Annotated in this window: 17 protein-coding genes; 8 read left to right on the forward strand and 9 right to left on the reverse strand. The window is 74.3% G+C overall.

Annotation, left to right across the window (positions count from 1 at the left end; translation table 11 throughout):
- Nucleotides 1-5 precede the first annotated feature (5 nt).
- Nucleotides 6-953 (reverse strand): mechanosensitive ion channel family protein, encoded by a 948-nt coding sequence (locus ACPYO6_RS06005; RefSeq protein WP_425713990.1) that lies wholly within the window; start codon nucleotides 951-953, stop codon nucleotides 6-8.
- Nucleotides 954-1,191: 238 nt separating this feature from the next.
- Between ACPYO6_RS06005 and ACPYO6_RS06010 the strand changes: the two genes are divergently transcribed.
- A complete protein-coding gene (locus ACPYO6_RS06010) occupies nucleotides 1,192-1,653 on the forward strand; it encodes a GNAT family N-acetyltransferase (protein WP_425713991.1) in 462 nt (153 codons plus the stop codon).
- Nucleotides 1,654-1,675: 22 nt separating this feature from the next.
- Here ACPYO6_RS06010 and dnaB read toward each other — a convergent pair whose 3' ends face one another.
- Nucleotides 1,676-3,025: a replicative DNA helicase gene (gene dnaB / locus ACPYO6_RS06015; RefSeq protein WP_425713992.1), complete on the reverse strand. Its 1,350-nt coding sequence runs from the start codon at nucleotides 3,023-3,025 to the stop codon at nucleotides 1,676-1,678.
- A gap of 387 nt (nucleotides 3,026-3,412) precedes the next feature.
- On the opposite strand from dnaB, the gene ACPYO6_RS06020 reads away from it, so the two are divergent.
- Both ACPYO6_RS06020 and ACPYO6_RS06025 read left to right on the forward strand, forming a co-directional pair.
- Nucleotides 3,413-4,774 carry an MATE family efflux transporter gene (locus ACPYO6_RS06020; protein ID WP_425713993.1) on the forward strand — a complete coding sequence of 454 codons (1,362 nt, stop codon included), beginning with the start codon at nucleotides 3,413-3,415 and terminating at the stop codon, nucleotides 4,772-4,774.
- Between the two features lie 56 nt (nucleotides 4,775-4,830).
- Complete coding sequence (locus ACPYO6_RS06025) at nucleotides 4,831-6,108, forward strand: MFS transporter (RefSeq protein ID WP_425713994.1); 1,278 nt, start codon at nucleotides 4,831-4,833, stop codon at nucleotides 6,106-6,108.
- Nucleotides 6,109-6,210: 102 nt separating this feature from the next.
- Here the strand turns inward: ACPYO6_RS06025 and rplI are convergent, their stop codons facing one another.
- The 5 genes from rplI to ACPYO6_RS06050 form a co-directional block, all read right to left on the reverse strand.
- Nucleotides 6,211-6,663, reverse strand: coding sequence for a 50S ribosomal protein L9 (gene rplI, locus ACPYO6_RS06030; RefSeq protein WP_425713995.1), 453 nt, complete (start codon nucleotides 6,661-6,663; stop codon nucleotides 6,211-6,213).
- A gap of 14 nt (nucleotides 6,664-6,677) precedes the next feature.
- Nucleotides 6,678-6,914, reverse strand: coding sequence for a 30S ribosomal protein S18 (gene rpsR, locus ACPYO6_RS06035; protein ID WP_425713996.1), 237 nt, complete (start codon nucleotides 6,912-6,914; stop codon nucleotides 6,678-6,680).
- A gap of 123 nt (nucleotides 6,915-7,037) precedes the next feature.
- Nucleotides 7,038-7,631, reverse strand: coding sequence for a single-stranded DNA-binding protein (locus tag ACPYO6_RS06040; protein WP_425713997.1), 594 nt, complete (start codon nucleotides 7,629-7,631; stop codon nucleotides 7,038-7,040).
- A gap of 45 nt (nucleotides 7,632-7,676) precedes the next feature.
- The gene (rpsF, locus tag ACPYO6_RS06045) at nucleotides 7,677-7,967 is read right to left on the reverse strand and encodes a 30S ribosomal protein S6 (protein WP_425713998.1); all 291 of its coding nucleotides are present in this window, start codon (nucleotides 7,965-7,967) and stop codon (nucleotides 7,677-7,679) included.
- 234 nt (nucleotides 7,968-8,201) lie between these two features.
- Nucleotides 8,202-10,460, reverse strand: a complete 2,259-nt coding sequence (locus ACPYO6_RS06050) for a transglycosylase domain-containing protein (RefSeq protein WP_425713999.1) — start codon at nucleotides 10,458-10,460, stop codon at nucleotides 8,202-8,204.
- A gap of 248 nt (nucleotides 10,461-10,708) precedes the next feature.
- On the opposite strand from ACPYO6_RS06050, the gene ACPYO6_RS06055 reads away from it, so the two are divergent.
- On the forward strand, nucleotides 10,709-11,782 hold the full coding sequence (locus ACPYO6_RS06055; protein ID WP_425714000.1) for an inositol-3-phosphate synthase: 1,074 nt from the start codon (nucleotides 10,709-10,711) through the stop codon (nucleotides 11,780-11,782).
- Here ACPYO6_RS06055 and ACPYO6_RS06060 read toward each other — a convergent pair.
- Together ACPYO6_RS06060 and ACPYO6_RS06065 are read right to left on the reverse strand one after the other, a co-directional pair.
- Nucleotides 11,757-14,585 (reverse strand): cation-translocating P-type ATPase, encoded by a 2,829-nt coding sequence (locus ACPYO6_RS06060; protein WP_425714001.1) that lies wholly within the window; start codon nucleotides 14,583-14,585, stop codon nucleotides 11,757-11,759. The genes ACPYO6_RS06055 and ACPYO6_RS06060 overlap by 26 nt on opposite strands.
- 169 nt (nucleotides 14,586-14,754) lie before the next feature.
- Nucleotides 14,755-16,170, reverse strand: coding sequence for a CCA tRNA nucleotidyltransferase (locus ACPYO6_RS06065; protein WP_425714047.1), 1,416 nt, complete (start codon nucleotides 16,168-16,170; stop codon nucleotides 14,755-14,757).
- Between the two features lie 203 nt (nucleotides 16,171-16,373).
- Between ACPYO6_RS06065 and ACPYO6_RS06070 the strand changes: the two genes are divergently transcribed.
- From ACPYO6_RS06070 to ACPYO6_RS06085, 4 genes are all read left to right on the forward strand, one after another.
- Nucleotides 16,374-16,895, forward strand: coding sequence for an NUDIX hydrolase (locus tag ACPYO6_RS06070; RefSeq protein WP_425714002.1), 522 nt, complete (start codon nucleotides 16,374-16,376; stop codon nucleotides 16,893-16,895).
- Nucleotides 16,892-19,357 carry a DUF6049 family protein gene (locus tag ACPYO6_RS06075; RefSeq protein WP_425714003.1) on the forward strand — a complete coding sequence of 822 codons (2,466 nt, stop codon included), beginning with the start codon at nucleotides 16,892-16,894 and terminating at the stop codon, nucleotides 19,355-19,357. The genes ACPYO6_RS06070 and ACPYO6_RS06075 overlap by 4 nt, the downstream gene beginning before the upstream one ends.
- Nucleotides 19,354-22,053, forward strand: a complete 2,700-nt coding sequence (gene murJ, locus ACPYO6_RS06080; protein WP_425714004.1) for a murein biosynthesis integral membrane protein MurJ — start codon at nucleotides 19,354-19,356, stop codon at nucleotides 22,051-22,053. The genes ACPYO6_RS06075 and murJ overlap by 4 nt, the downstream gene beginning before the upstream one ends.
- Nucleotides 22,054-22,252: 199 nt before the next feature.
- Nucleotides 22,253-25,165 carry a hypothetical protein gene (locus ACPYO6_RS06085; RefSeq protein ID WP_425714005.1) on the forward strand — a complete coding sequence of 971 codons (2,913 nt, stop codon included), beginning with the start codon at nucleotides 22,253-22,255 and terminating at the stop codon, nucleotides 25,163-25,165.
- Nucleotides 25,166-25,179 lie beyond the last annotated feature (14 nt).

A 25,179-nucleotide genomic window follows, 5' to 3' on the forward strand; every position in this document is an offset into this window, starting at 1 on the left:
CGCGATCACCCCTGCTTGGTCGCCCCGGCCCCGCTCTGCGGGAACATCGGCACCGCGACCTGGATCCCCTCCTCATCGAACCGGACCTTGAGGTGGGCGCGGGCGGCGCGGCCGATCGCCCACTGCGAGCCGGGCCGGGTCTTGATGATCATCCGCATCGTCACGGCGCCGTTCCCGATGGCGGTCACGCCGCTGACCTCGGGGGCGTCGAGGATCTCGGCCGCGAACTCCGGGTCCGTGGCGAACTCCTCCAACCCGCTCTCGATGACCTGCTTCGCCCGGGGCAGGTCGACCGAGTAGTCGAGCGGGATCTCGATCAGCGCGTTCGCCCAGTCCTGGTTCATGTTGGCGACCCGCCGGATCTCGCCGTTGCGCACGTACCAGACGTTGCCGTCGAGGTCGCGGATCTTCGTGATCCGCATCGTCATCTCCTCGACCGTGCCGACGGCGTCCCCGACGTCGACCACGTCACCGACGCCGATCTGGTCCTCCGACATCATGAACAGGCCGGAGATGAAGTCCTGCACCAGACTCTGCGCGCCGAAGCCAATCGCGAGACCCACCACGCCGGCGCTGGCCAGGATCGGAGCGAGATTGATCCCGAACTCGCCCAGGATCATCATGAACGCCACGCCGAAGATGACGAACGAGGCGATGCTGCGCAGCACCGAACCGATCGTCTGCGCCCGCTGCTGCTGGCGACGGACGCGAGCGGTCTCGTCGGTGCCCGGCCTGGCGACCTTGCGCCTGGCGTTGGACGCGGCCCGGTCCAGCTGTTGCCGCGACTGGACGATCCGCTCGGCGAGCCGCATGATCACCCGGCCGAGGACGGCGCGCGCGATGATCGCCACCAGGAGGATGATGACGACGTTGATGAGGCTGGAGACCATCTCCCCCGAGCGCGAGGAGAACCACTCGCCGATCACGCCGGCCTGCGCGGGTATGTCTGTCACGGGTCGCCCCTTCCGGTCTCGGGCTCACGTGGCTCGGGTCTGGAGCCCGCGAGATTCCGAGATCCATCGTCGCAACGACCGGTCCGGCTCGCGATCCTCGGCCGCCGCGCACTGCTGTGAGAAATCCGGCCGTCGACCGGGAATTCCGCCGGGCCGGGTCGGAACGACTCCGGGGCGCACGCCGGAGCCGCGACGCGTTCGGCTTGGCCCGACTGCCGGGCCCGCGCACGATGGACCCATGACCACGATCCGGCCGGCACGGCCCTCCGACGCCGAGGACATGACCGAGGTGCAGAACGCGATCCATCGCGCGGGCCTCCGGGAGAGCCCGGTCGACGTCGCGTCGGTTCGCGAGCGCTACCTCGAGCTCGAGCACGTGGTCGCGTGCACCGTCGCCGAGCGGGATGGCCTGGTGGTCGGTTTCCAGTCCCTCACTCGGGCGTGGCCGGGCAACCCCTACGACGTGACCGTGGGGTGGGGGATCATCGGCACGCACATCCATCCCGACGCCGCTCGGAGCGGTCTCGGTCGCCGTCTCTTCGTCACCACCCTTGCCGCTGCCCGGGCCACCGGACTCCGTCACATCGACGCCACCATCGGCGCCGACAACCCGCCCGCCCTGTCCTACTACGCGGCCATGGGCTTCACGCCCTACCGTCCGGCCGGCGACGCGATCCCGCACCGACTCGACGTCCGATGACGTCGACGCTGCCGGCCCTCGGTCACCGCCCCATGTCGACGAAGCGCGAGTAGTGCCCCTGGAAGGCCACCGTCACCGTGCCGGTGGGCCCGTTCCTCTGCTTGGCGATGATGATGTCCGCCTCGCCGGCCCGCGGGTGCTCCTTCTCGTAGGCGTCCTCGCGGTGCAGGAGCATGACGACGTCGGCGTCCTGCTCGAGCGAGCCCGACTCGCGCAGGTCGGACATCATCGGCTTCTTGTCGCCGCGCTGCTCGGGTCCACGGTTGAGCTGCGCGACGGCGATGACCGGCACCTCGAGCTCCTTCGCGAGGAGCTTGAGCGCACGCGAGAACTCCGAGACCTCCTGCTGCCGCGACTCCACGCGCTTGCCCGAGCTCATCAGCTGGAGGTAGTCCACGGCGATGAGCTTGAGGTCGTGGTTCTGCTTGAGCCGCCGGCACTTGGCGCGGATCTCCATGAGCGACATGTTCGGGCTGTCGTCGACGAACAACGGGGCCGACGACGAACGGCTCGCCGCGCCGGCCACCCGCTCCCACTCGTCCTGCCGCATCGAGCCCTCGCGCATGTGCTTGAGCGAGACGCCGGCCTCGGCGGACAGGAGCCGCATGGTGATCTCGGTGCGCCCCATCTCGAGGCTGAAGATCACCGACGCGTGGTTGTTGCGGATCGAGGCGTTGCGGCAGATGTCGAGCGCGAGGGTCGACTTACCGATGGCGGGCCGCGCCGCGATGATGACCATCTGGCCCGGGTGGAGGCCGTTCGTCAGGCCGTCGAGGTCGGCGAAGCCGGTGGGGACGGCGCCGTCGTCGCCCGTCTTGGACTCGATGCGCTGCAGCTCGGTGAGCGTGGGGTCCACCAGCTCGCGCAGCGGGCGGTAGTCCTCCGCGTTGCGCTGGTCGGCCACGGCGTAGACCTCGGCCTGGGCGGAGTTGACGATCTCCTCGACGTCGCCGCCGTCGGTCGCGTAGCCGAGCTGGACGATGCGGGTGCCCGCCTGGACGAGCCGGCGCAGCACGGCCTGCTCGCGCACGATCCGCGCGTAGTAGCCCGCATTGGCCGCCGTCGGGACCGAGGAGACGAGGGTGTGCAGGTACGGCGCCCCGCCCACGCGGGTCATCTCGCCGCGGCGGGTGAGCTCGGCGGCGACCGTCACCGGGTCGGCGGGCTCGCCGCGCCCGAACAGGTCGATGACGGCCTCGTACACGAGGGCGTGCGCCGGCTTGTAGAAGTCGACGCCGCGGACCTCCTCGACCACGTCCGCGATCGCGTCCTTGCTCAGCAGCATGCCGCCGAGGACCGACTGCTCGGCCGCGACGTCCTGCGGCGGGGTCCGGTCGAAGTCGGCCCGTGCTGCGCCCGGATCCTCTGCCACGCTCGCTCCTTCTCGTGCCCGGTCGAACGCCCGGCCAGGCGACGCTACGGGGCCGCTCCCCCGTCGCCAAACCCACACTGTGCACGAACCGGCCGACATCCGTGGACGGCCTGTGGACCAACACCGTGAGCCTGTGCACAGCTGTGGACAAAGGTGTGGGTATGACCGGCGCCGGGGAGCCCCGGGACGCACGACGACGCCACCCCTCCCCGCACAGGGTGTGGACGGAATTAGTCGGGCGTGTCGTGTGGACGGAGGAAGTCCGGCCAGTCGTGAGCAGGGAAGCCGGCCCGTCCGGGCGCCCGCCCTGCGGGCGTGGGTCGCCCCGCCCCCGGGGCCGACCTACGGTGACCCGGGTACCGGCCGGCGAGCGCCCGAGGAGGAGAGATGTCCGCGGACCCGGGCTCCGGCGTCGGGCCGGAGATGACCCCGCGCGAGGTCGACCGGCAGATCCTCCGCCTCGCGCTCCCCGCGCTCGGCGCGCTGATCGCCGAACCGTTGCTCCTCATCATCGACTCCGCGATGGTCGGCCACCTGGGGACGGCGTCGCTGGCCGGGCTCGCGATCGCGCAGGCGGTGCTCACGACGATCGTCGGGGTCTGCGTCTTCCTCGCGTACGCCACGACGGCCGCGACCGCCCGGCTCGTCGGGGCCGGCCAGCGGGGCCGCGGGATCCGGGCGGGGATCGACGGGATGTGGCTCGCCGTCGGGCTCGGCGTGGTGCTCGCGGTGGTCCTGCTGCTGGCCGGGCCGTGGCTCGTCGGCGCGCTCGGCGGCAGCGGCGAGGTGGCGTCCGAGGCGGTGGCCTACCTGCGCGCGTCGGCGTTCGGGCTGCCCGGCATGCTCGTCGTGCTCGCCGCCACCGGGACGCTGCGCGGCCTGCTCGACACCCGCACGCCGCTGTACGTCGCCGCCGGTGGAGCCGTCGCGAACGCCGTGCTCAACGCGATCCTCATCTACGGCGCCGGCCTCGGGATCGTCGGCTCCGGCCTCGGCACGGCGATCGCCCAGCTCGGGATGGGCGCGGCGCTCGCGGCCGTGGTGGTTCGCGGCGCCCGGCGCCACGACGTCCCGCTCGCCCCCTCCGGCCTCGGTGTCCTCGCCTCCGCGCGCGCCGGCCTCCCCCTCTTCGTCCGCACCCTCTCGCTGCGGGCCGCGATCCTCGTGACCGTCGCCGTGGCCACCGCCCTCGGCCCGGCCCGCCTCGCGGCCTACCAGGTGACGAGCTCGATCTGGTCGCTGTGCGCGTTCGCGCTCGACGCCGTCGCGATCGCCGCGCAGGCCCTCGTCGGGCAGGGGCTCGGCCGCGGCGACGCCGGGGCCGTGCGCCGCCTCGTCGGCCGCTGCCTGCGCTGGGGCATCCTCGCCGGGATCGTCATCGGGATCGTCGTCGCCGCCAGCTCCCCGCTCCTCGTGCGCATCTTCTCCGCCGACCCCGACGTGCGCTCGGCGGCCGTGTGGTGCCTCGTCGTCGTCGGGGCCCTCATGGGTCTGGCCGGGCTCGTCTACATCCTCGACGGCATCCTCATGGGCGCCGGCGACGGGCCGTTCCTCGCCGTGTCCGGCATCGTCACGCTCGTCGTCTACCTGCCGGCCGCGTGGGCGGTCGCCGCGTTCGGCCCGGGCGGGACGTGGGGCCTCGTCTGGTTGTGGGTGGCCTTCGCCGGGGTGTTCATGGGCGCGCGGGCCGTCACCACCTACCTGCGCTCGCGCGGGACCCGGTGGATGGTCCTCGGGGAGGGGCGGTGACGGACGTCGCCGGGCGATCACCTGATCGCGGCCGGCCCGTCGGGCACCCTGGCCGGATGACCACCGGTGGACGCACGAGGCTCGAGCGCCCCGACCTGCGCGCCGTCATCTTCGTGGCGATCGCGTCGGCCTGCGGCTTCGGCACCTTCTACGGCCTGTACACCTCGGCGCCGGTCGCGCTCGCCGGCGGGGGCGTCTCCGCGGGCACCCGCACCGCCGTCTTCATGGCCTGCGTCATCGCGGTGCAGCCCCTCGTCACGGTGCTCGGCCGGTGGATGCGCGTGCGCTCGCGATCGGTGGGCGGCGGGCTCGCCTCGATGGCCCTCGGGTTCGCCGTGCTCCCGCTTGCCGGCGGCTGGCCGGGCCTCGTCCTCACGGGCCTCGGGTTCGGCGTGTTCGTCGTGACCAGCGCGGCCTGGGTGCGCGAGCTCGCCGACGCAAGCACCGCCGGCCGGGCCCTCGGCATCTACGGCCTCGCCTCCGCCGTCGGCGCGACGGTCGCCGCCCCCGCCGCGCTCGCCCTGGCCGACGGCGTCGGGGTCGTCGGCGTCGCGGCCGGTGGCGCCCTGGTCACGGCGCTCGGGCTCGTCCCCGTGGCCCTCGCGCGGCGCATCGGCGAGCACGGCCGCCCCGGCCTCACCGACGCCCCCACCGACCACGTCCCCACGCTCCCCCGCTCCGGCACCGGGCCCGCGCCGGAGACCGAGGCGTCCCTCGCGGTCGGGGACGCGACGACCTACCTCTCCGACGACGAACCACCCGCCCGGTCCCGCGTCGCCGAGGATGACCGCGACGGCTCCGTCCACTCCGACGATCCCGGCAGCAGCCCGCGCTCCGTCCACGCCGACGACGACGCACACCCCCGCCGGCGTGGGCCGTTCGGCGTCGTCGCCCCCACCCTGGTGATCCATTCGCTCGCCGTGATCGCCTACGGGCTCATGCTCACGTCCGCGGGCACCCTGGCGGAGGCCGGCGGCGGGACGGCGGCCGTGGTCGCCGCGTTCAGCGTCCAGGGAGCCGTGGCGGTCGGTCGGCCGGTCGCGGGGTGGCTGGCGGACCGCTGGTCGGGGGCAGGGACGCTGCTGGTCGCCGCGGTCGCGGTGGCGGGCGCGCTGGCCTGGGCGGTGGCCGACGACGACCCGGTCCGGTTCGTCGTCGCCGCCACGCTGGTGGGAGCGTTCTCGGGCGCCGTCCAGACCGCGGCGCTCACCGTGATGATGCGCCGCGCGGTCACGCCCGGTCAGGCCGAGCGCGTGAGCATGGGCTGGAACGTGACGTTCGACGTCGCGCTCGGCCTCGCGGCGGCGGCCGCCACCCGCCTCGCCCTCGTGTGACAGCACGACGCCCCCGGAACCGCGCGGGTTCCGGGGGCGTCGGACAGGTGGATCTCGTCGGGACCAGGTCTCTATGACCGGACCCGCGAGGCCGACCGAGGATCAGGCCTCGGGCACGACCTCGACGACCAGGCTGGCCGAGACGTCCTCGTGCAGGCGGACCTGCACGCGGTGCTCGCCGAGCGACTTGATCGGCGCCGGGATCTCGATCTTGCGGCGGTCGAGCTGCGGCCCGCCGCCGGCCACGACGGCCTCGGCGATGTCGACGCTCGACACGGCGCCGAACAGACGACCGGCCTCGCCGGCGCGGACGCTGACGGTGACCGGGCCCGACTGGAGGCGGTCGCGCGTGGCCTGCGCCTCCTCGACGGTGGCGATCGCACGCGTGCGGCGCGCGGACGTCATCTGGTCGACCTGCTTCTGGCCGCCCTTGGTCCAGCGGGTCGCGAGACCGCGCGGGACGAGGTAGTTGCGGGCGTACCCGTCCTTGACCTCGACGACGTCGCCCGCGGCACCGAGACCGGTGACCTCGTGGGTGAGGATCAGCTTTGCCATCTCGATCCCCTTCCTCAGCGACCGGCGCCGGTGTACGGCAGCAGGGCCATCTCGCGGGCGTTCTTCACGGCCTTCGCGATGAGGCGCTGCTCCTGGACGGACACGCCGGTGACGCGGCGCGAGCGGATCTTTCCGCGGTCGGAGATGAACTTCCGCAGGGTCGCGGTGTCCTTGTAGTCGATCTTTCCGACCTTGACAGCCTTGAGCGGGCTGACCTTCTTCTTCGGCTTGCGAAGTACGGGCTTCGCCATGGGGTTCTCCTCGTGGATCAGTACCGGCCCTCACGCGCATCTCTCGCGCGCGAGCGCCCTTCGTGGAATGTGTGTGTCCGCCGCACCCGCGGCGGTCCGCCGATCAGCTCGGCGGGTGATCGATCAGAACGGCGGGTCGTTCGGGAACGCCGTGCCGCCGCCCTGGGTCGCCCAGGGGTCCTCGGGGCTGCCGCCGGCGGGGCCGTTGTAGCCACCGCCCTGGCCGCCCTGGTTGCCGCCGCCGTAGCCGCCGCCGCCCTGGTTGCCGCCGTAGCCGCCCCCCTGGTTGCCGCCGCCACCGAAGCCGCCTCCGCCGCCCTGGTTGCCGCCGAAGCCGCCTCCGCCGCCACCGCGCTGCGTGCGGGTGACCTTGGCGGTCGCGTACCGCAGCGAGGGTGCGACCTCGTCGGCCTGCATCTCGACGACCGTCCGCTTCTCGCCCTGCTGGGTCTCGTAGGACCGCTGCGTGAGCCGGCCCTGGACCATGACGCGCATGCCCTTGGTCAGCGACTCCGCCACGTTCTCCGCGGCGTCACGCCAGACGGAGCAGCGCATGAACAGCGTGTCGCCGTCCTTCCACTCGTTCGACTGGCGGTCGAACGTGCGGGGGGTCGACGCGACGGTGAAGTTCGCGACCGCAGCCCCCGACGGGGTGAACCGCAGCTCGGGGTCGGCGGTGAGGTTGCCGACCACGGTGATGATGGTGTCGCCTGCCATGAGAGCTCCTGACGGTGGCTGTCGGTACGGGGGCTGTCGGTCGGATCAGTTGGCGTCGGGGCGCAGGAGCTTCGTGCGCAGGACGGCCTCGTTGAGGCCGAGCTGGCGGTCGAGCTCCTTGGCGACCTCGGGCGTGGTCGTCATGTCGACGACCGCGTAGATGCCCTCGGTGCGCTTGTCGATCTCGTAGGCGAGCCGGCGCTTGCCCCAGATGTCGATCGTGTCCACGGTGCCACCACCGGTCGTGACGACCGACAGCAGCTTGTCGAGCGACGGGGCGACGGTGCGCTCGTCGACCTCCGGCTCGAGGATGATCATCAGTTCGTACTGCCGCATGGGTATCCCCACCTCCTTCGGACTGGGCGGTCACGGTCTCTCCGTGACAGGAGGGTCATGCGTGTCCCCGGTGCGTACCGGGGCCGACCGTCAACGGTACCCGCTCCGGGCACCCCGTGGAGAGGCAGGTCTGGTGCCGCCCGTCACCTCCGACGGCGGCACTCACCCCGGGAGCATCACCGCCCGACGGCGGCACTCACCCCGGGCACGCGGGTCACCCCGCGTCCGGCGTCCTCAGCCGCCGTCGCCCGCGCCGGGGTCGCGTCCGTTGCCGTTCCCGCCGCCGCCGTTACCGCCACCGTTGCCGCCGCCGTTGCCGGGCGGGGTCGAGGGCGGCGTCGTCGGCTCGGGTGTCGGCTCGGGCGTCGGCTCGGGAGTGGGCTCCGGCGGCGGCTCGGTTGTCGGGTCCTCGGTGGTGGGCTCCTCCGTCGTCGGCTCCTCGGTGGTCTCCTCCTCCGTGGTGGATTCCTCCTCGGTCGTCGACTCCTCCTCGGTGGTGGTCTCCTCCTCCGTGGTGGGGGCCTCGGTCGGGTCGGGCGCCTGCGTCGGCGTCTGGTCGGACCACCCCTGCGAGCCGGGCAGGTCGTCCGGGTCGGGCCGCTCGGGCAGGTCGACGACGGGCATGCCCTCGGTCGCCACCATCATGTAGTCGCGCCAGATCTGGGCGGGGAAGGTCCCGCCGGCCACGAGGTCGACGCCGCCGAACCCGGTCAGCTCCTCCTCGGTGCCGTCCTCGCCGACCTGGTACATGCTCACCACGGTCGTCAGCTGGGGGACCCAGCCGGCGAACCACGCCGACCGGTAGGCGTTGGACGACCCGGTCTTGCCGGCCGCGGGCCGCCCGATCTCGCCGGCCGTCGCGCCGGTGCCGCCGGGCTCGAGCACGGACTCCATCGCGTAGGTGGCCTCGTCGATGACGGCCTCCTCGAAGGCGCGCACGCCCTCGTCGCCGCCGGTGTAGATCCGGTTGTCGTCCCGGTCGACGACCTCCTCGACGATGTACGGCTCGTGCCGCACGCCGCGCGCGGCGAACGTGTTGTAGGCGCGGGCGGAGTCGAGCGTCGTCGGGGACGCGGGGCCCAGCACGTTGGACACGGTCGGCACGAGGCCGGGCGTCTCCTCCGACCAGCCGGCGCGTGTCGCCACGTCCACCATGGTCTCCGGGCCGACCTGCTGGTTGACGAGGGCGTACGTCGTGTTGACGGACTGCGCGGTCGCCTCGCGCAGGGTGATGTAGCCGCGGTCGTGCCAGTCGTAGTTGTTGACCGGGACGTCGTAGCCCTCGACCTCCATCGGCGAGTAGGACGGGAACCGCTCGTCCATGGACACGCCGGCCTCGATGGCGGCCACGAGGGTGAAGGGTTTCGCCGTCGAGCCGGCCTGGGCGCGGTCCTGAGTGGCCGAGTTCCGCGCGTCGGTGACGAAGTCCGGACCGCCGTAGAGGGCGACGATCGCGCCGGACTCCGGGCGCATCGACACGAGTCCGACGTGGTTGTTCTCCGGCCGGTCCTCCGGGAGGTTCCCCACGGCGTCGATCGCGGCCTGCTGGCTGCGCTGGTCGATGGTGGTGACGATGTCGTAGCCACCGGTGTCGATCTCGTCGAGGGTGAGGTCGCCCTGGGCCACGAGCTCGTCGCGCACCATCGCGAGGAGGTACCCGTTGGGTCCGGCGTAGGTCTCGTTCGCCTCGGGCTCGACGACCTCGGGGAACTCGGCGGCCGCGTGCTCCTCGGCGGTGATCCACCCGTCCTCGAGCATGAGGTCGAGGACGCGCTCGAACCGCTGCTCGGCCCGCTCCGGGTCGTTGGCCGGGTCCCACGCGGACGGGCTGGGGATGATCCCGGCGAGCATCGCCGACTCGCTGATCGTCATCTCCGAGGCGCCGTGCCCGAAGTACGCCATCGAGGCCTCCTGCACGCCGTACGTGCCGCGGCCGAAGTAGATGGTGTTCATGTAGTTCTGCAGGATCTCGTCCTTGGACTGCTCCTGGTCGATCCGCAGGGCGAGGATCGTCTCCTCGAACTTGCCGATGTAGGACGTCGTGGTCCCCGTGTAGTAGCGCTCGACGTACTGCTGCGTGAGGGAGGAGCCACCCTGCCGCGCCTCGCCCTGGATGTTGTTCCACAGGGCGCGCGCGATGCCGCGCCAGTCGACGCCGGGGTTCTCGTAGAACCGGCGGTCCTCGGACGCGATGATCGCCTCGGTCACGTGGTCCGGGACGTCGTCGAGGGAGACCGAGCTGCGGTCGTACTCGGCGAAGCGGCCCATGACGGTCTCGCCGTCGGCGTAGTAGACGGTCGTGCCCTCCGCGAGGGCGAAGTCGTCCGGGGCGGGGACGTCGATCGAGGCGTAGGCGGCGACGAACAGGCCGGCGGCACCGGCGAGCCCGGCGATGAAGAGGCCGACCAGCCAGAACAGGATGCGTCGCCACACCGGCACGCGACCCTTGTCCTCGGGGGCCCGGCGTGCGGTGCCCGTGGTGTCCTTCGACATCCGCGCCAACCTTTCGTCGTGACGTGAGCTCAACAGTATGGAGCTCGCTCCCGTTCCCGCGCGCGCGGCTGTGCGCGATCACACGGCCCGACGACGACGATCGCGCGGGTCCTGCCCCGCCACCCGCGTGCCACGGGGCGCCCGGCCGCGCCGTGCGCGGCACCACACCGGATCGGCCGGAATGCGGTCGATCGCGGCGCCGGGGCCCGGTTACCGTCGTCGGAGGCAACAAGGGTGGAGGTCCCGTCGTGGTCAAGGTGGCAGTCGTCGGGGTGGGCAACTGCGCCTCCTCCCTCGTCCAGGGCGTGCGGTACTACGCGGACGCCGATCCCCGCGGCACGGTGCCCGGCCTCATGCACGTCGAGCTCGGCGGCATCCACGTCCGGGACGTCGAGATCGTCGCGGCCTTCGACGTCGATTCCCGCAAGGTCGGCGCCGACCTCGCCGAGGCGATCGGCGCGTCCGAGAACAACACCCTCCGCCTCGCCGACGTCCCGCCGACGGGGGTCGAGGTCCTGCGCGGCCCCACCCTCGACGGGCTGGGGCGGTACTACCGGGAGACGATCAAGGAGTCCGACGCCGTTCCGGTGGACGTCGCCGCCGAGCTCCGCGGGGCCGGCGCCGAGGTCGTCGTCTGCTACCTGCCCGTCGGCTCGGAGGAGGCCGCCCGGCACTACGCGCAGGCCGCGATCGACGCCGGCTGCGCACTCGTCAACGCCCTGCCCGTCTTCCTCGCCTCGGACCCCGAGTGGGCGCAGAAGTTCACGGACGCCGGGCTGCCGATCGTCGGCGACGACGTGAAGTCCCAGGTGGGTGCCACGATCACGCACCGGGTGCTTGCCCGCCTGCTGGAGGAGCGCGGGATCCGGCTCGACCGGACGTTCCAGCTCAACGTGGGCGGGAACATGGACTTCCGCAACATGCTCGAGCGCGAGCGGCTCGAGTCCAAGCGCCTCTCGAAGACCCGGGCCGTGACGTCGAACATCGCCGGTCACCTGCCGGCGCGGGACATCCACATCGGCCCCTCGGACCACGTGGCCTGGCTCGACGACCGCAAGTGGGCGTACGTCCGGCTCGAGGGCCGCGGGTTCGGGGACGCCCCGATGTCCCTGGAGTACAAGCTCGAGGTGTGGGACTCGCCGAACTCGGCCGGCATCGTCATCGACGCGCTCCGGCTGGCGAAGCTCGGCCTCGACCGCGGGATCGGCGGCCCGCTGCTGGCGGCGAGCGCCTACCTCATGAAGTCGCCGCCCGAGCAGCGGGAGGACACCGCCGCCCGGGCCGACGTCGAGGCGTTCATCCGCGGCGAGATCGAGCGCTGACCCGCAGAACGAGCTTCCGCAGCTCGACCGCGACGAGCACGAGCGCCGCCATCCCGGTGCACGCCGCCCAGTGGGCGAGGTCCATCGACGCGGTGCCGAACGCCGTCTGGAGGAACGGAACCTCGACGACGAGGACCTGGAGGACGACCACGAGGACGATCGAGCCCCACAGCCACGGGTTGACGAACATCCGGTGGAACGCCGAGCTCGTCGCCGAGCGGGAGTTGAGAGCGTTGAACAGCTGGGCGAGGACGAGCGTGGTGAACCCGGCCGTCCGGGCGACCTCGACGCTGTCGGATCCCTCGATGAGCCCGCCGGGCAGGAACATGTCGATCGTCGTCAGCATGACCACGGCCATGACGGCGCCGACGAAGAGGATCCCCGCCCACATCCCGCGGTCGAGGATGCGGTCGTCGGGCCGGCGCGGGGGACGCGCCATCGGGTCGTCGATCTCGGGGTCCATGCCCAGGGCGAGCGCCGGGGCGGAGTCGGTGACGAGGTTGATCCACAGGATCTGGGTGGCCAGGAGCGGCACCACGGTCCCGCCGGAGCCGTCGGTGAGGCCGATGACGCCGGCGAGGACCACCCCGAGGAACACGGTGAGGACCTCGCCGAGGTTGGACGAGAGCAGGAACCGCAGGAACTTGCGGATGTTGTCGAAGATGACGCGGCCCTGACGGATCGCGGCGACGATCGTGGCGAAGTTGTCGTCGGCGAGGATCATCGTCGACGCCTCCTTCGTCACCTCCGTCCCGGTGATCCCCATGGCGACCCCGATGTCCGCCGACTTCAGCGCCGGGGCGTCGTTGACGCCGTCGCCGGTCATCGAGACCACGTGCCCGCGCGCCTGGAGCGCGTCGACGATGCGCAGCTTGTGCTCGGGCGCGACCCGGGCGAACACGCGGGTCTCCTCGACGATCGCACCGAGCGCCTCGTCGTCCATCCGCGCGAGCTCGGCTCCGGTGACCGCCGCCGCGCCCGGCTCGGCGATCCCGAGGTCGGCGGCGATGCGGCTCGCGGTGGCGGGGTGGTCGCCGGTGATCATCGTGACCCGGACGCCGGCCCGGTGGGCCTCCCGCACCGCGACGGCGGCCTCGGGACGGGGTGGGTCGATGATGCCGACGACGCCGAGGTAGACGAGGTCGTGCTCGGCGTCGTCGTCGATCGCGTCCGTGCCGTCGGCCAGGTCCGCACCCTCGGCCCGGTAGGCCACGCCGAGGGTGCGCAGGGCCTGCGCGGAGAGGGACTCGACGTCGGCGAGGGCGTCGGCCCGTCTCTTCTCGTCGAGGGGGAGGACCTGGTCCCCGACCTGGACGTGCGTGCAGTCGGCGAGCAGGACGTCGGGTCCGCCCTTGCTCATGAGGACGCGCCGGCCGTCCTCGTCGACCTCGAGGGCGGACATCTTCTTCCGCTCGGACGTGAACGGGACCTCGGCGGCGCGGGTGAACCGCCCCGCCTCGTCGGTCACGCCGGGGAACTTGCGCGCGGCCACGAGGAACGCGGCCTCGGTGGGGTCGCCCTGGATCTGCCACTCGCCGCCGGTCTCGGCGAGCTGGGCGTTGTTCGCGAGCGAGCCGGCGCTGAGCAGGAGCCGCGCCTCGTGCTCGGCCGCGGTGGAGGCGACGTCGAGGACGGCCTCGCCCTCGGGCCGGTAGCCGACCCCGGTGATCTCGATCGTCCCCGAGGCGGTGACGACCTGCTCGATCGTCATCTCGTTCTTCGTCAGGGTGCCCGTCTTGTCGGAGCAGATGACGGTCGCGGAGCCGAGGGGCTCGACCGAGTGCAGTTCCTTGACGACCGCCTTCCGGGACGCCATCCGCTGCACGCCGATGGCGAGGACGAGGGAGAGGATCGCGGGCAGGCCCTCGGGGACCGCGGCGACGGCGAGGGAGACGCCGAGGAGCAGGGTGCCGACGAGGTCGTCGGAGGTCTCGATCCCGTTGACGAGGAGCATCGCCGCCATGACGACGACCGCGATGACGACGACGATGATCCCCAGCGTCCGCGAGACGCCCGCGATCTCCTGCTCGAGCGGGGTCGGCTCGGACTCGGTGCGGTCGAGCATGTCCGCGATGGCGCCCATCTCGGTGCCCATGCCGGTGGCGGTGACGACCGCGCGACCCACCCCCTGCGCCACGGCGGTGCCCTTGTGGACCATCGACGTGCGGTCGCCGATCTGGCCGGGCTCCGCGAGCGCCGCCGCGGACTTCTCGACCGCCTCGGACTCCCCGGTGAGGGAGGCCTCCTGGATGCGCAGCGCGGTGGCCGTCAGCACCCGGGCGTCCGCGCCGACCTGGTCGCCCTCGGCGAGGACGAGGACGTCCCCGCGGACGAGCTCGGCGGAGGGGACGTCGACGAGGCGCCCCTCGCGCAGCACGGTCGAGGTCGCGGCGGTCATGCGGCCGAGCGCGGCCACGGCGTCGGCCGCCCGCGCCTCCTGGCTGTAGCCGATGACCGCGTTGAGGACGACCACGGCCGCGATGACGATCGCGTCGACCGGCGCGCCCGAGGCACCGTCCGCGATCCACGCGACCAGCGAGATCCCGATCGCCACGAGCAGGAGGTAGATGAGCGGGTCCTGCAGCTGGGCGAGCAGCGTGCGCCACCAGGGCGTGGGCGGTGTGCCGCGCAGCTCGTTCGGCCCCTCGGCCTCGAGGCGGGAGGCCGCCTCGGCATCGCTCAGGCCGGTCTCGAGGTCGACGCCGAGGAGGTCGGCGATCTCGGCCGGCTCACGGACGGACGGGTCCGTGATCGCCGGTCGCGCGGTGTCGAGGAGGGGCTCGGGGGGTGCGGAGTCCGCCATACCCCCATCGTCCCCCTCCGGGGCCAGTTCCGGGCGTCCCGCTGCCGTTTGTCCGGTTCTTCAGGCACCCCCACGCCCGACGACGACGACCCGGCGGGCAGCCTCCGCCCCGTCACGGGCACGGTCGCTCGCGCGGCCCCCGGTCTGAGCTGCTCGCGCGGCCCCGGGCTCAGTCCCCGGACTCGGGCTGCTCGCGCCACCAGGCCAGGAGCGCGGCCTCGGCGTCCTCGGTCGCCATCGGCCCCTGATCCATCCGCAGCGCGAGGAGGTGCTGGTAGGCGCGGCCCACGAGCGGGCCTGGCGTGATTCCGAGGATCTCCATGATCCGCGAGCCGTCGAGGTCGGGCCGGATCGCGGCGAGCTCCTCCTCCTCGGCGAGCACCTCGATCCGCCGCTCGAGGTCGTCGTAGGCCGCCGAGAGGCGGGCGGCCTTGCGGCGGTTGCGCGTCGTGGAGTCGGCGCGGGTGAGGCGGTGGAGGCGCTGGAGGAGCGGGCCGGCGTCGGTGACGTACCGGCGCACGGCCGAGTCCGTCCACGCCCCGTCGCCGTAGCCGTGGAACCGCAGGTGGAGCTCGACGAGACGGGAGACGTCCTTCGTCGTCTGCTTGTCGAAGGTCAGCGCGCGCATCCGCTTCGACGTCAGCTTGGCGCCGACGAGCTCGTGGTGGTGGAAGCTGACGCCCCCGCCGGGCTCGAAGCGGCGGGTGGCGGGTTTTCCGACGTCGTGCATGACCGCCGCGAGGCGCAGGACGAGGTCCGGACCCGGGACGGGGCCGTCCGGACCGGTCTCGAGCGCGATCGCCTGGTCGAGGACGGTGAGGGTGTGCTCGTAGACGTCCTTGTGGCGGCCGTGCTCGTCGACCGTCTCGCGCAGGAGGGCGAGCTCGGGCAGGACGACCTCGGCCACACCGGTGTCGACGAGCAGGCGGAGCCCGGCCCGCGGGTGGCCGCCGACCAGGAGGCGCTCGAGCTCGGCGCGCACCCGCTCCGCGGAGACGATCTCGAGGCGGGCCGCCATCGCCGTCATCGCGGCGCGCACGTCGTCGGCCACCTCGAAGCCCAGCTGCGAGACGAACCGGGCGGCACGCATGATCCGCAGCGGGTCGTCGTCGAAGGACTGCTCGGCCGTGACGGGCGTGCGCAGGAGCCCGCGGGCGAGGTCGCCCAGGCCGTCGTGCGGGTCGACGAGCGCGAGGTCGGGCAGCCGCACCGCCATGGCGTTGACGGTGAAGTCGCGGCGGGACAGGTCCCCCTCGAGGGTGTCCCCGAACGCGACGACGGGCTTGCGCGACCCCACCTCGTACTCGTCCGTGCGGTAGGTGGTGACCTCGACCTCGAGGCCGTCCCGCGCGCCGCCGATCGTGCCGAACTCGCGCCCCATGTCCCACGTGCGGGCGCCCCAGGCGCGCAGGAGGGACTCGGTGACCTCGGGGCTCGCGGACGTGGTGAGGTCGATGTCCTTCGGCGGCACCTCGAGGAACGCGTCCCGGACCGGGCCGCCGACGAGCGCGATCTCCTCGCCCGCCTCGACGAACCGCGCGGCGAGGTCGAGCACGGGTCGCGGCAGGTCGGCGAGCACCTTCATGGCGCGCACCTGGAGGGCGAGGTCGTCAGGGAGGTCGTCCGGCACCGACCAAGGGTGCCACGGCCGCCACCTCGGGCCGCAGCGGTCCTGGTCACCCGAGCAGCCCTCCCGCCGACCGGGGCACCGCCTCCTGACCGTTCCCGCCCCTGTCGCCCGGCCCGCCCTCCTTCTGACCGGCGCGGGAGTCTCTTACAGTGGACCGCATGCCTGCCGCACCGATACCCCAGCCTCGGGCCCCCCGCCCGTTGCGGGTGCGGACCCCGGGCTCCCGCTCCTCCCGCCTGCCCGTGGTCGACGAGACCTCGGCCGGGGGGATCATCGTCAAGGTCGCCGACGGCGTCGCGTACGTCGCCGTCATCGCCCGTCGCAACCGGGGCGGCCGCCTCGAGTGGTGCCTGCCCAAGGGGCACCTCGAGGGCGTCGAGACCGCCGAGCAGGCCGCGGTCCGGGAGATCGCCGAGGAGACCGGCATCGACGGCCGGGTCCTGCGGCACCTGGGGACGATCGACTACTGGTTCGCCGGCACCGACCGCCGCGTCCACAAGGTGGTGCACCACTACCTCCTCGAGGCCACCGGCGGCACGCTGACCATCGAGAACGACCCGGACCAGGAGGCGGAGCAGGTGGCGTGGGTGCGGCTGGACAAGGTCTCGGCCCGCCTGGCCTACCCCAACGAGCGGCGCGTGGTCGCCACGGCGCGGGACGTGCTGGCCGGCCGGGCATGACCCTGGACGCCCCGCGGGGCCGGGCCGCGGGGGCAGCCCTCGTCGCGGCGCTCGCGGCGACCCTCCTGTGCTCCCTCGCGCTCACGGCACCCGTCGCGGCGGACGCCGCCCGGTCGGCAGGTGCCCCCGGGTCCGCCGGTGCCTCAGGGTCCGCCGACTCCGGACGGCACGCGGGCGCCGCGGCGGACGATCCACGGAACGCCAGGACCGCCCGGACCGCTCCCGGCGACCCGGCGGACCCCGCCCCGCCGCTCGGTCTCGACGACGTCTCGCCCGCCGCGCTCGACCCCGGCGAGGACCTCACCGTCACCGTCACGCTCACCCCCACCTCCGACGTCGACGACGGCGTGCTCACGCTCGCCCTCGACCGGTCGATCCCCATCTCCCGGTCCGTGCTCGCGGCCTGGCAGTCGGGCGAGGACCCGTCGGGCCACCCGGCTGTCGAGACCGCCGAGCTCGACGAGCCGCTGGCCGCCGGCGAGAGCCGCACGGTCGAGCTCGAGGTCCCCGCCGACGACCTCGGCCTGGTCGAGGGCGTCCACGAGTGGGGTCCCCGCGGGCTCGAGGTGGTCCTCACGGACGCCGGCGAGGTCGTCGAGGTCCTGCGCACCGCCGTCGTCTGGGGTGCTCCGGCCGGGTCGCTCGAGCCGCTGCCCGTGGGGCTCCTCGTCCCGGCGACGTCGGGAACCGTCGGCGACGACTCCCTCGTGCCCGGGCTCGGTCCCGATCCCGCGGCGAGCGACACTGCTCCGGCGACGCCCCCGCCGGACGACGACGAGTCGGCGTCGGCGGAGTCGCCCTCGGGCGAGGCGCCGTCGTCGAACGAGGTGCCACCCGCGGAGTCGCCGAGCGACGCCGCCGGCACCGGGACCACGACCGACACCGACGCACCCCCCGCCGGACGGGGCGTGCTCGCCCTCGCGGACGCGATCGCGGGCACCGGGGCCACCCTGGCGCTGGACCCCGTGCTCCTCGACGGCACGGGCACCGCCGCCGGCACCGCGCTGCCGGAGCTCGCCGAGGACGACCGTCTGCTCGCGCTGCCCGCCGGCGACGCGGACCTCGCCGCGCTCGCGCACCTCGACCGGCCCGACCTCGCCCAGCGACTGACGAGCGACGGGGTCGACCGCATCGGGGTCCTCACCGGCCACGTGGTGCCCTCCCTCGCGTGGCCCGCGACCGAGGAGGTCGACACGGAGACCGTCGAGCTCGCCCACGACGCCTCGGCGGGCGTCACCGTGCTGCCCGGCCCCGTCCTCACGCCCGCGTCGGACCTCACGTACACCGTGTCCGGCCGGGCGGACGTCGAGCTCGGCGGCGCCCGCGCCCTCCCCGCGCCGGCGCTCGTCACCGAGGAGCGGGCGAGCGCTCTGCTCGAGGGCACCGTGCTGCCCTGGTCCACCGGCGACGAGACCTCCCTGTCCGACGTCCAGGCCCGCCAGCTCCTCCTCGCCGACCTCGCCGTCGTGTTCCGCGAGCGGCCCAGCGACCCGCGCCCGCTCCTCCTGGCCTACGACCGCACCACCGCTCCCGAGGCGGCGGTGGTCGGGGACGTCGCGCACGCGCTCGCGGACGCGCCGTGGGTCGAGCTCACCTCCCTCGCCGAGCTCCGGCTGGCCCCCGCCGCGTCGACCGACCCGCTCTCGCTCCCCGACCGGGTGGTCGGGGCGGGCGAGCTGGGAAGCGCCGAGCTCGAGCGCGCGGAGGCGACCGAGCGTCTGGCCGCCGCGGTCGCCACGATGACGGACCCGCCCCACCCCGTGACCGCGAGCGCCGCGCTCGCCGTGCGCACCGCCGTCTCGGCCGGGTGGCGCGACGACCCGACGAGCCGGGAGACGCTGGTCGGCGGCTGGTTCCACACGCTGACCACGGCCACCCACGCCGTCCGCGCGACCCCCACCTCCCCCATCAACCTCATCGCGTCGACCGCCGACCTGCCGGTGCGGGTGGTCAACGACGGCGAGACCGACGCGCGGGTGACCGTCGTCGTCGACCCCGACGACCCGCGGCTCGAGGCGCCCGAGGGCGTCGAGATCGTCGTCCCCGCCGGCGGTCAGGAGACCGCCCTCGTGCCGGTCTCCGCGATCGGGTCCGGCGACCTGCCGGTCCAGGTCAGGCTCGTCACCCCCGACGGGGACCAGATCGGCGACGCCGCGACGATCGTCGTGCGGGTCCGCGCGGGCTGGGAGGGCACCGGCGTGCGGATCGCGGGGCTCGTGCTCGCGCTGCTCGTCGTCGTCGGGCTCGTGCGGCGCATCCGCCGAGGTGTCCGTGTCCCGACCGGGGACGCCACCCCCGTCATCGCCGGGGACCCCGGCGCGCCGACGGTGCACGTCACCGGGGAACAGCCGGCCGTCACGGACGATGTCCCCCGCGTCGGGACCGACGCGGACGGGAGCACGGGCGAGAACGCGGACGTGCCCGACGACGAGGACCACGGGAGCGGGAGGACCGGGCGATGAACGGGAGGCGAGGACTCGCGGGGTCGTCGGTGACGATGTTCGCCGGCACGCTCGTCTCCCGCGTGCTCGGGCTCGTCAAGGGCCCGGTGCTGCTCGTCGCGGTCCTCGGGGCGAACACGGGTGCGTCCAACGCGTTCGACGTGGCCAACCGCCTGCCGAACCTCATCTACCTCCTCGTGGCCGGTGGCGTGCTCAACGCGGTCCTCGTGCCCCAGATCGTCCGGGCGATGACCAAGGACGAGGACGGCGGCGACGACTACGTCTCCCGGCTGCTCACCGCGATCACGCTGGGGCTCGCCGGACTCACCGTGGTGCTCACGCTCGCGGCGCCGCTGCTCGTGCGGCTGTTCGCGTTCGGGATGGAGGACCCCTGGTACTCGCTCTCGGTGACGTTCGCGTACTGGTGCATCCCCCAGCTGTTCTTCTACGGGATGTACACGCTGCTGGGGCAGGTGCTCAACGCGCGCGGGATCTTCGGCCCGTACACGTGGGCGCCGGTCCTCAACAACGTCGTCGCGATCATCGGGCTCGTGGTGTTCCTCGGCCTGCACGGGTCGGTCGCCGACCTCACCGCCGAGGGTGCCCAGGCATGGACGCAGGACCGGACGATCCTGCTCGCGGGCGTGGCGACCGCCGGCGTGGCCGCCCAGGCACTCGTGCTCCTGTGGCCGCTGCGGAGCGCGGGCGTCAGGCTGCGGCCGCGGTTCGGGTTCCGCGGCCGCGGGCTCGGCTCCGCCACCTCGACGGCCATGTGGGTGTTCGCCGCCCTCCTCGTCGGGCAGCTCGCCACGCTCGCGATCTCCAACGTGGCGGCCGCGGCGTCGGCGGCGGGCGACTACGCGATCGACGTGGCCGGCAACGCCGCCTACACGAACTCCTACTTCCTCTACTCGCTTCCCACCTCGCTGGTCGTCGTCTCCCTCATCACCGCGCTGTTCACCCGGATGTCGACGTCTGCGGCGCACCAGGACCTGGGCGCCGTGCGCGCCGACCTCTCGCTCGGCCTGCGGGTGGTCGGCCTGTTCACCGTGTTCTGCTCGGGCGGCCTCATGGTGCTCGCGCTGCCGCTCGTCCGGGTCATCACGCCCGCGGCCGCTTTCGCCGAGGTCGAGTCGATCGCGATGGTGCTCGTGGCCATGCTGCTCGGCCTCGTGGGCGTGGGCGCGTTCACCGTGATCCAGCGCGTGTACTACGCGTTCGAGGACGCGCGCCGGCTGTTCTTCCTCCAGCTGCCGCTCACCGCCGTCGTGGTCGTGGGCGCGTTCGCCTCCCTGCTGCTGCCCCCGCGCTGGGTGCTCGTCGGCGCCTGCGTGGCGATGGCCGTCTCCAACGTGTTCGGCGCCGCGCTGTCGTTCCTCGGCCTGCGGCCCCGGCTCGGCCACACCGACGGAGGCCGCGTGGTCCGCGCCCACGTGCGGATCACGATCGCCGCGGCCGGGCCGGTGCTGCTCGGCTGGGGCCTGCTCACCCTCCTCGGCACCGACGAGGCCGACCTCGACCTGCCCGGCGCGTTCCTGCGGGTCGTGCTCGTCGGCGTCCTCATGGTGCTCGGCTACTTCGTGGCGCTGCGCACCCTGCACGTCGACGAGCTCGAGGTCGTCGCGCGGCCGCTGGGGAACATGGTGGCGGGGATCGCCCGCCGCCTGCCCGGGCCCCTGCGCACGGGCGTCATGTGGGTCGCGGCGGTGCTCAACCCCGGGCTGCGGGGCGGCCGTGCGGGCGGACCTGCGGGCGGGACCGGTGCTGGTGAGCCCGGCGCGGGTGTGTCCGGCCCGGGAGCGCCTGGTGCCGGCGGTCCTGGCGCGGGCGCGGCCGAGGCCGACGTCCTCGACCACCGGATGCGCGGTGCCGGGACCGGCTCAGGGTCGACGTGGGGCCCGGACCCCCGCTCCGACGACGAGCGGCCGCTGTGGGCACGGTCCGCCGCCGACGCCTCCCGCCAGGCCGACGACGCGGTCGACGCCTCCCGCGACCTGCCCTGGGCCCCGCACATCGAGTCCGCGTGGGAGCCGGTCTGGAACCCGGGGCGGCGTCGTCGCCCCGAGGCTGCCGATCAGGGCCCCGAGACCCCGGGAGCCGGCGCGCCCGACGTCGGCGGACCAGGGACCGGCACACCCGGCGCGGTCGCACCGGGAACGGGGTACGGGTCCGCCGCACCTCGAGATGCCGTACCGGGCGCCGGCGCACCGGTGGGCGGATCGTCGTCGTCGGGCACCTCGTCGCCGACCGACCGGCCGCGCACCCGCCCGGACGAGATGTCCTCCCGACCTACTCCGTCCGCGCCCGCGGCGACGAGCGCCGCCACCGGCGCGTCCCCGACGATGCCCCGACGCGAGCGCGCGGACCGGCGTGAGCGGCCGGGGCGCCACGTACCTCCCTCGCCGACCGAGGCCGAGCTGGACCCGCTCACGCACCTCGACGCGCTCGACGGCGCGCCGGACGAGACCGTCGTCCGCCCGGTCCGTCCCGCGGGTGAGCACTCGCAGGGACGAACGCCCCACGACCCGCGCCGCGCACGCCGCGCGCGTCCCACCGACGGCGACGGCAGCGGGCGTGGGCACGGCGGAGCCGGGTCGGGCGGCCACGCGGGAGGACCCGGGAGCCCGACGCCGCCACCCCCACCACCCGCCGATCCCGAGCCGGAGCGGGGGCCTGACGAGCCGCCGTCGAGGCGCTCCGACCCACCGAGCCGGTGAGGCGACCGGAAGGCTGGACCTCCGGCAACTAGACTCGCGCAGGACCACGCACCGGCGCACCGCCCGCCACGATCGAGGGGGAGACCTGGACACGAACCAGGGCACCGCACCCGGCCCGCTGCTCGCGGGGCGGTACGCGCTCGGTCACGCCCTCGAGCCCGCCTCGCCCGGCGCCACCCGGTACGCGGCGCAGGACACCGTGCTCGACCGGCCCGTCGAGGTCCTGCTCCTCGACCCGGCGCAGCCGGCCACCGAGGAGGTGCTCGACGCCGCGCGCCGCGCCTCGCTGGTCGAGGACGAGCGCCTGCGACGGATCTACGAGGTGGCCACGAGCGAGGGGCGGGCGTTCGTCGTCGGCGAGCCCGCCCGGGGCACCACGCTCGCGGACTACGCGAGCCACGGACCGGTGCCGCCCGAGCAGGCGCGCGCCATCGTGGGCGAGGCCGCCGCCGCCCTCGACTCCGCGCGTCGCCACGGCGTCCGGCACCTCGCCCTCGACGCGCGGTCGGTCCGCGTGACCGACGACGGCGAGGTCATGGTCACCGGAACCGGTGTCGCGAACGCGCTCGGCGAGAACCTCGTCCTCACCCCGGCCCGCGCCTCCCGGAAGGATGCCGGGGACCTCGTCGGGCTCCTCTACCTCGCGCTCACCGGACGTCCCGTCGGCACCGACGACGGCTCGGCCCCGCCCCCGCCGGCCACGCTCGTCGACCGGGTCCCGCCCGACCTCGACGACCTGTGCGTGCGCACCTTCGACGAGGGCGCTGGTCCGTCGAGCGCCGGCGACCTCTTCCACACCCTCGCCCCGTGGGGCGACATCGACCCGCCACCGCGGTCCGTGCGCCGCTCGTCCGCGACTTCGTCCGCCGGCGCGGGCGCTGCTCCCCCGCCGCCTCCGCCCGCCGGGGGGACGACGCCGGAGCGCAGCTCGCGCGCGTCCGCCGCGGGCGCTGGTGCGGGCGCTGCAGGTATGGGTGCTGCCGGCGCTGCGGGTGCTGCCGCGACCGGTGCCGCGGGCGGAACGTCCGGCTCGGCCTCCGGCCCTGGGGCGACACCCGCGCCCCCTCCGCCTCCGCCCGCGGACGCCTCCACCGAGGAGATCTCCGCCGTCGACGACGACCGGCCCGAGGCCCCTGCCTCCGCCCCCGCGGAGCAGCGCCCGTCCTCGACGCTCGGCGGCCGCCTGCGCCGCCGCCCGGGACCGCCGTCGATCCCGCCGAGCGACGGGTCCGCGGGTTCCGCGCCTGCGGGCGCCGCTGCGGGCTCCGGTTCCACCGCGGGCTCTGCTGCCTCCGCCGGTGCCGCCGGTCTCGGTGCGGCGGCGGCCGGAACGCTCGCCGCCGGTGCGGCCGCTGCTCAGAACCGGTCCGGCACCACCGACTCCCACGACCGCGCCCAGGGCGGGCGCTCGGGCGGTCCGACCGAGGGATCTGCCTCGGGGGCCGGTGCGCCGCGCGACCCGCACAGCGCACCGGCCGGTCCGCAGGACCCGTCGAACCGTTCGCAGGACCCGACGTCCCGGCCCACGGACGGGACGTCGCGTGGACGCCGCGGCCCCACCCCGTACGGCACGCCGCCCGGTGGCACGTCGGGCACCGCCGCAGGTGCGACCGGGGCCCCCGACGGCTCCGCGCCGCACGGCCGACCCGGGCAGGACGGCGCGCCCGACCCGCTCGAGGGCATCGTCCCCACCACCACCGCGGCACGGTTCGACGCGCTCACCCGGCGGGTCGTCGGCGGCGCACGTCCGCCGGTCCGGCATGCACGGGTCGCCACGGCCCACCTGCCACTGCCCGATCCCGACGCACCGGGGAGCGCCCCCGAGCAGGGCGACGGGCGCCGTGCCGGCCGCGACCGACGTGCGGGGGCGGCTGGTGCAGCCGGCGCAGGCGCCGGCGCTGCCGGAGCGGGTGCGGGTCCCGCGTCCGCGCACGGCGCGGCCGGTGCGCCCCCTCCCCCACCCGGGGAGCACCCGGGCGCGACGACCGGCACCGTCCAGCGTGCGGGCGCCACCCACGGGGACGAGCACGCGCCCGGCACCGGCCGCGGGTCCGGCCACCCCGCGGCTGCGGGAACCGCAGCCGGCCCGGGCGCTGCCGGCGCCGGACCGTCCATCGGGGCCAAGGCCTCCGCCGCCGCGGCAGCGGCTGCGGCCGGGATCGGCGGTGCCTCCGCCTCGTTCGGCCGCTCGGTGGGCCGCGCGCGCAGCTCGATCCAGGAGCGGCTCTCGAACCCCGGCCGCCTCGAGGACGACGAGGCGGGCGAGCAGCCGCTGGACGTCCCCTACGGCACGTCCGGCTCCGACGAGCTCCCTGCCGTCGACGAGCGGACCCGCGAGGTCCCCGTCTCCGCCGCGGGCCGCTCCGGACGATCCGCGCGGGGCGGGGCGGCCGCGTACCGGCCCGACGACGGTGCCGACGCGCGCGACGACGGTTCGCTCATGGACGACCGGGTGGCTGGTCGCGAGGTCGGCCGCGGGACCATCGACCCGATGCCGTGGGTCGTCGTGCTCTTCCTCGTCGTCGTCGTGCTCGGCGCCTGGTGGGCGACCCGGACCCTGATGACGCCCACCTCCGCGGTCGAGCTCCCGAGCGAGACCCCGCCCGTCGTCACACCCGACCCGGTCGAGGAGAGCCCGTCGGAGGCGCCGACCGCCGGGGCCGACTCCGACCTGCCGGCCCCGGTCCTCTCGCGCACCGAGCTCGTCGACCCGGAGGGCGGCGGCACGGACAACGCGGACACGGCACCCCTGGCGGCGGACGGTGACATCGACACCTACTGGCGGTCGCTGTCCTACCAGTCCCCCACCTACGGGGTGAAGTCCGGCACCGGGCTGCTCGTCTGGCTCGAGGACATCAGCGCGGTCAGCGGCCTGACGATCGACACCTTCGCCGACGGCGAGGGCGGTCACGTCGAGATCCGCGTCTCCGACCCCGCCACCCCCGGGGAGGGCGCGCTGCTGGCCGAGGGACCGCTCGAGGCCGGGGAGACGACGTTCACGTGGGACACGCCCGCGCAGACCGCCCACCTCATCGTCTGGATCACCGAGCTCCCGACCGCCGGGACCGACGGGGCCAACCGGGCGGAGATCGCCGAGATCACCGTCCAGTAGCGGGGCGAGCACCA

It is taken from the genome of Georgenia sp. Z1344 (assembly GCF_049856295.1).
Lineage (GTDB): Bacteria > Actinomycetota > Actinomycetes > Actinomycetales > Actinomycetaceae > JB111.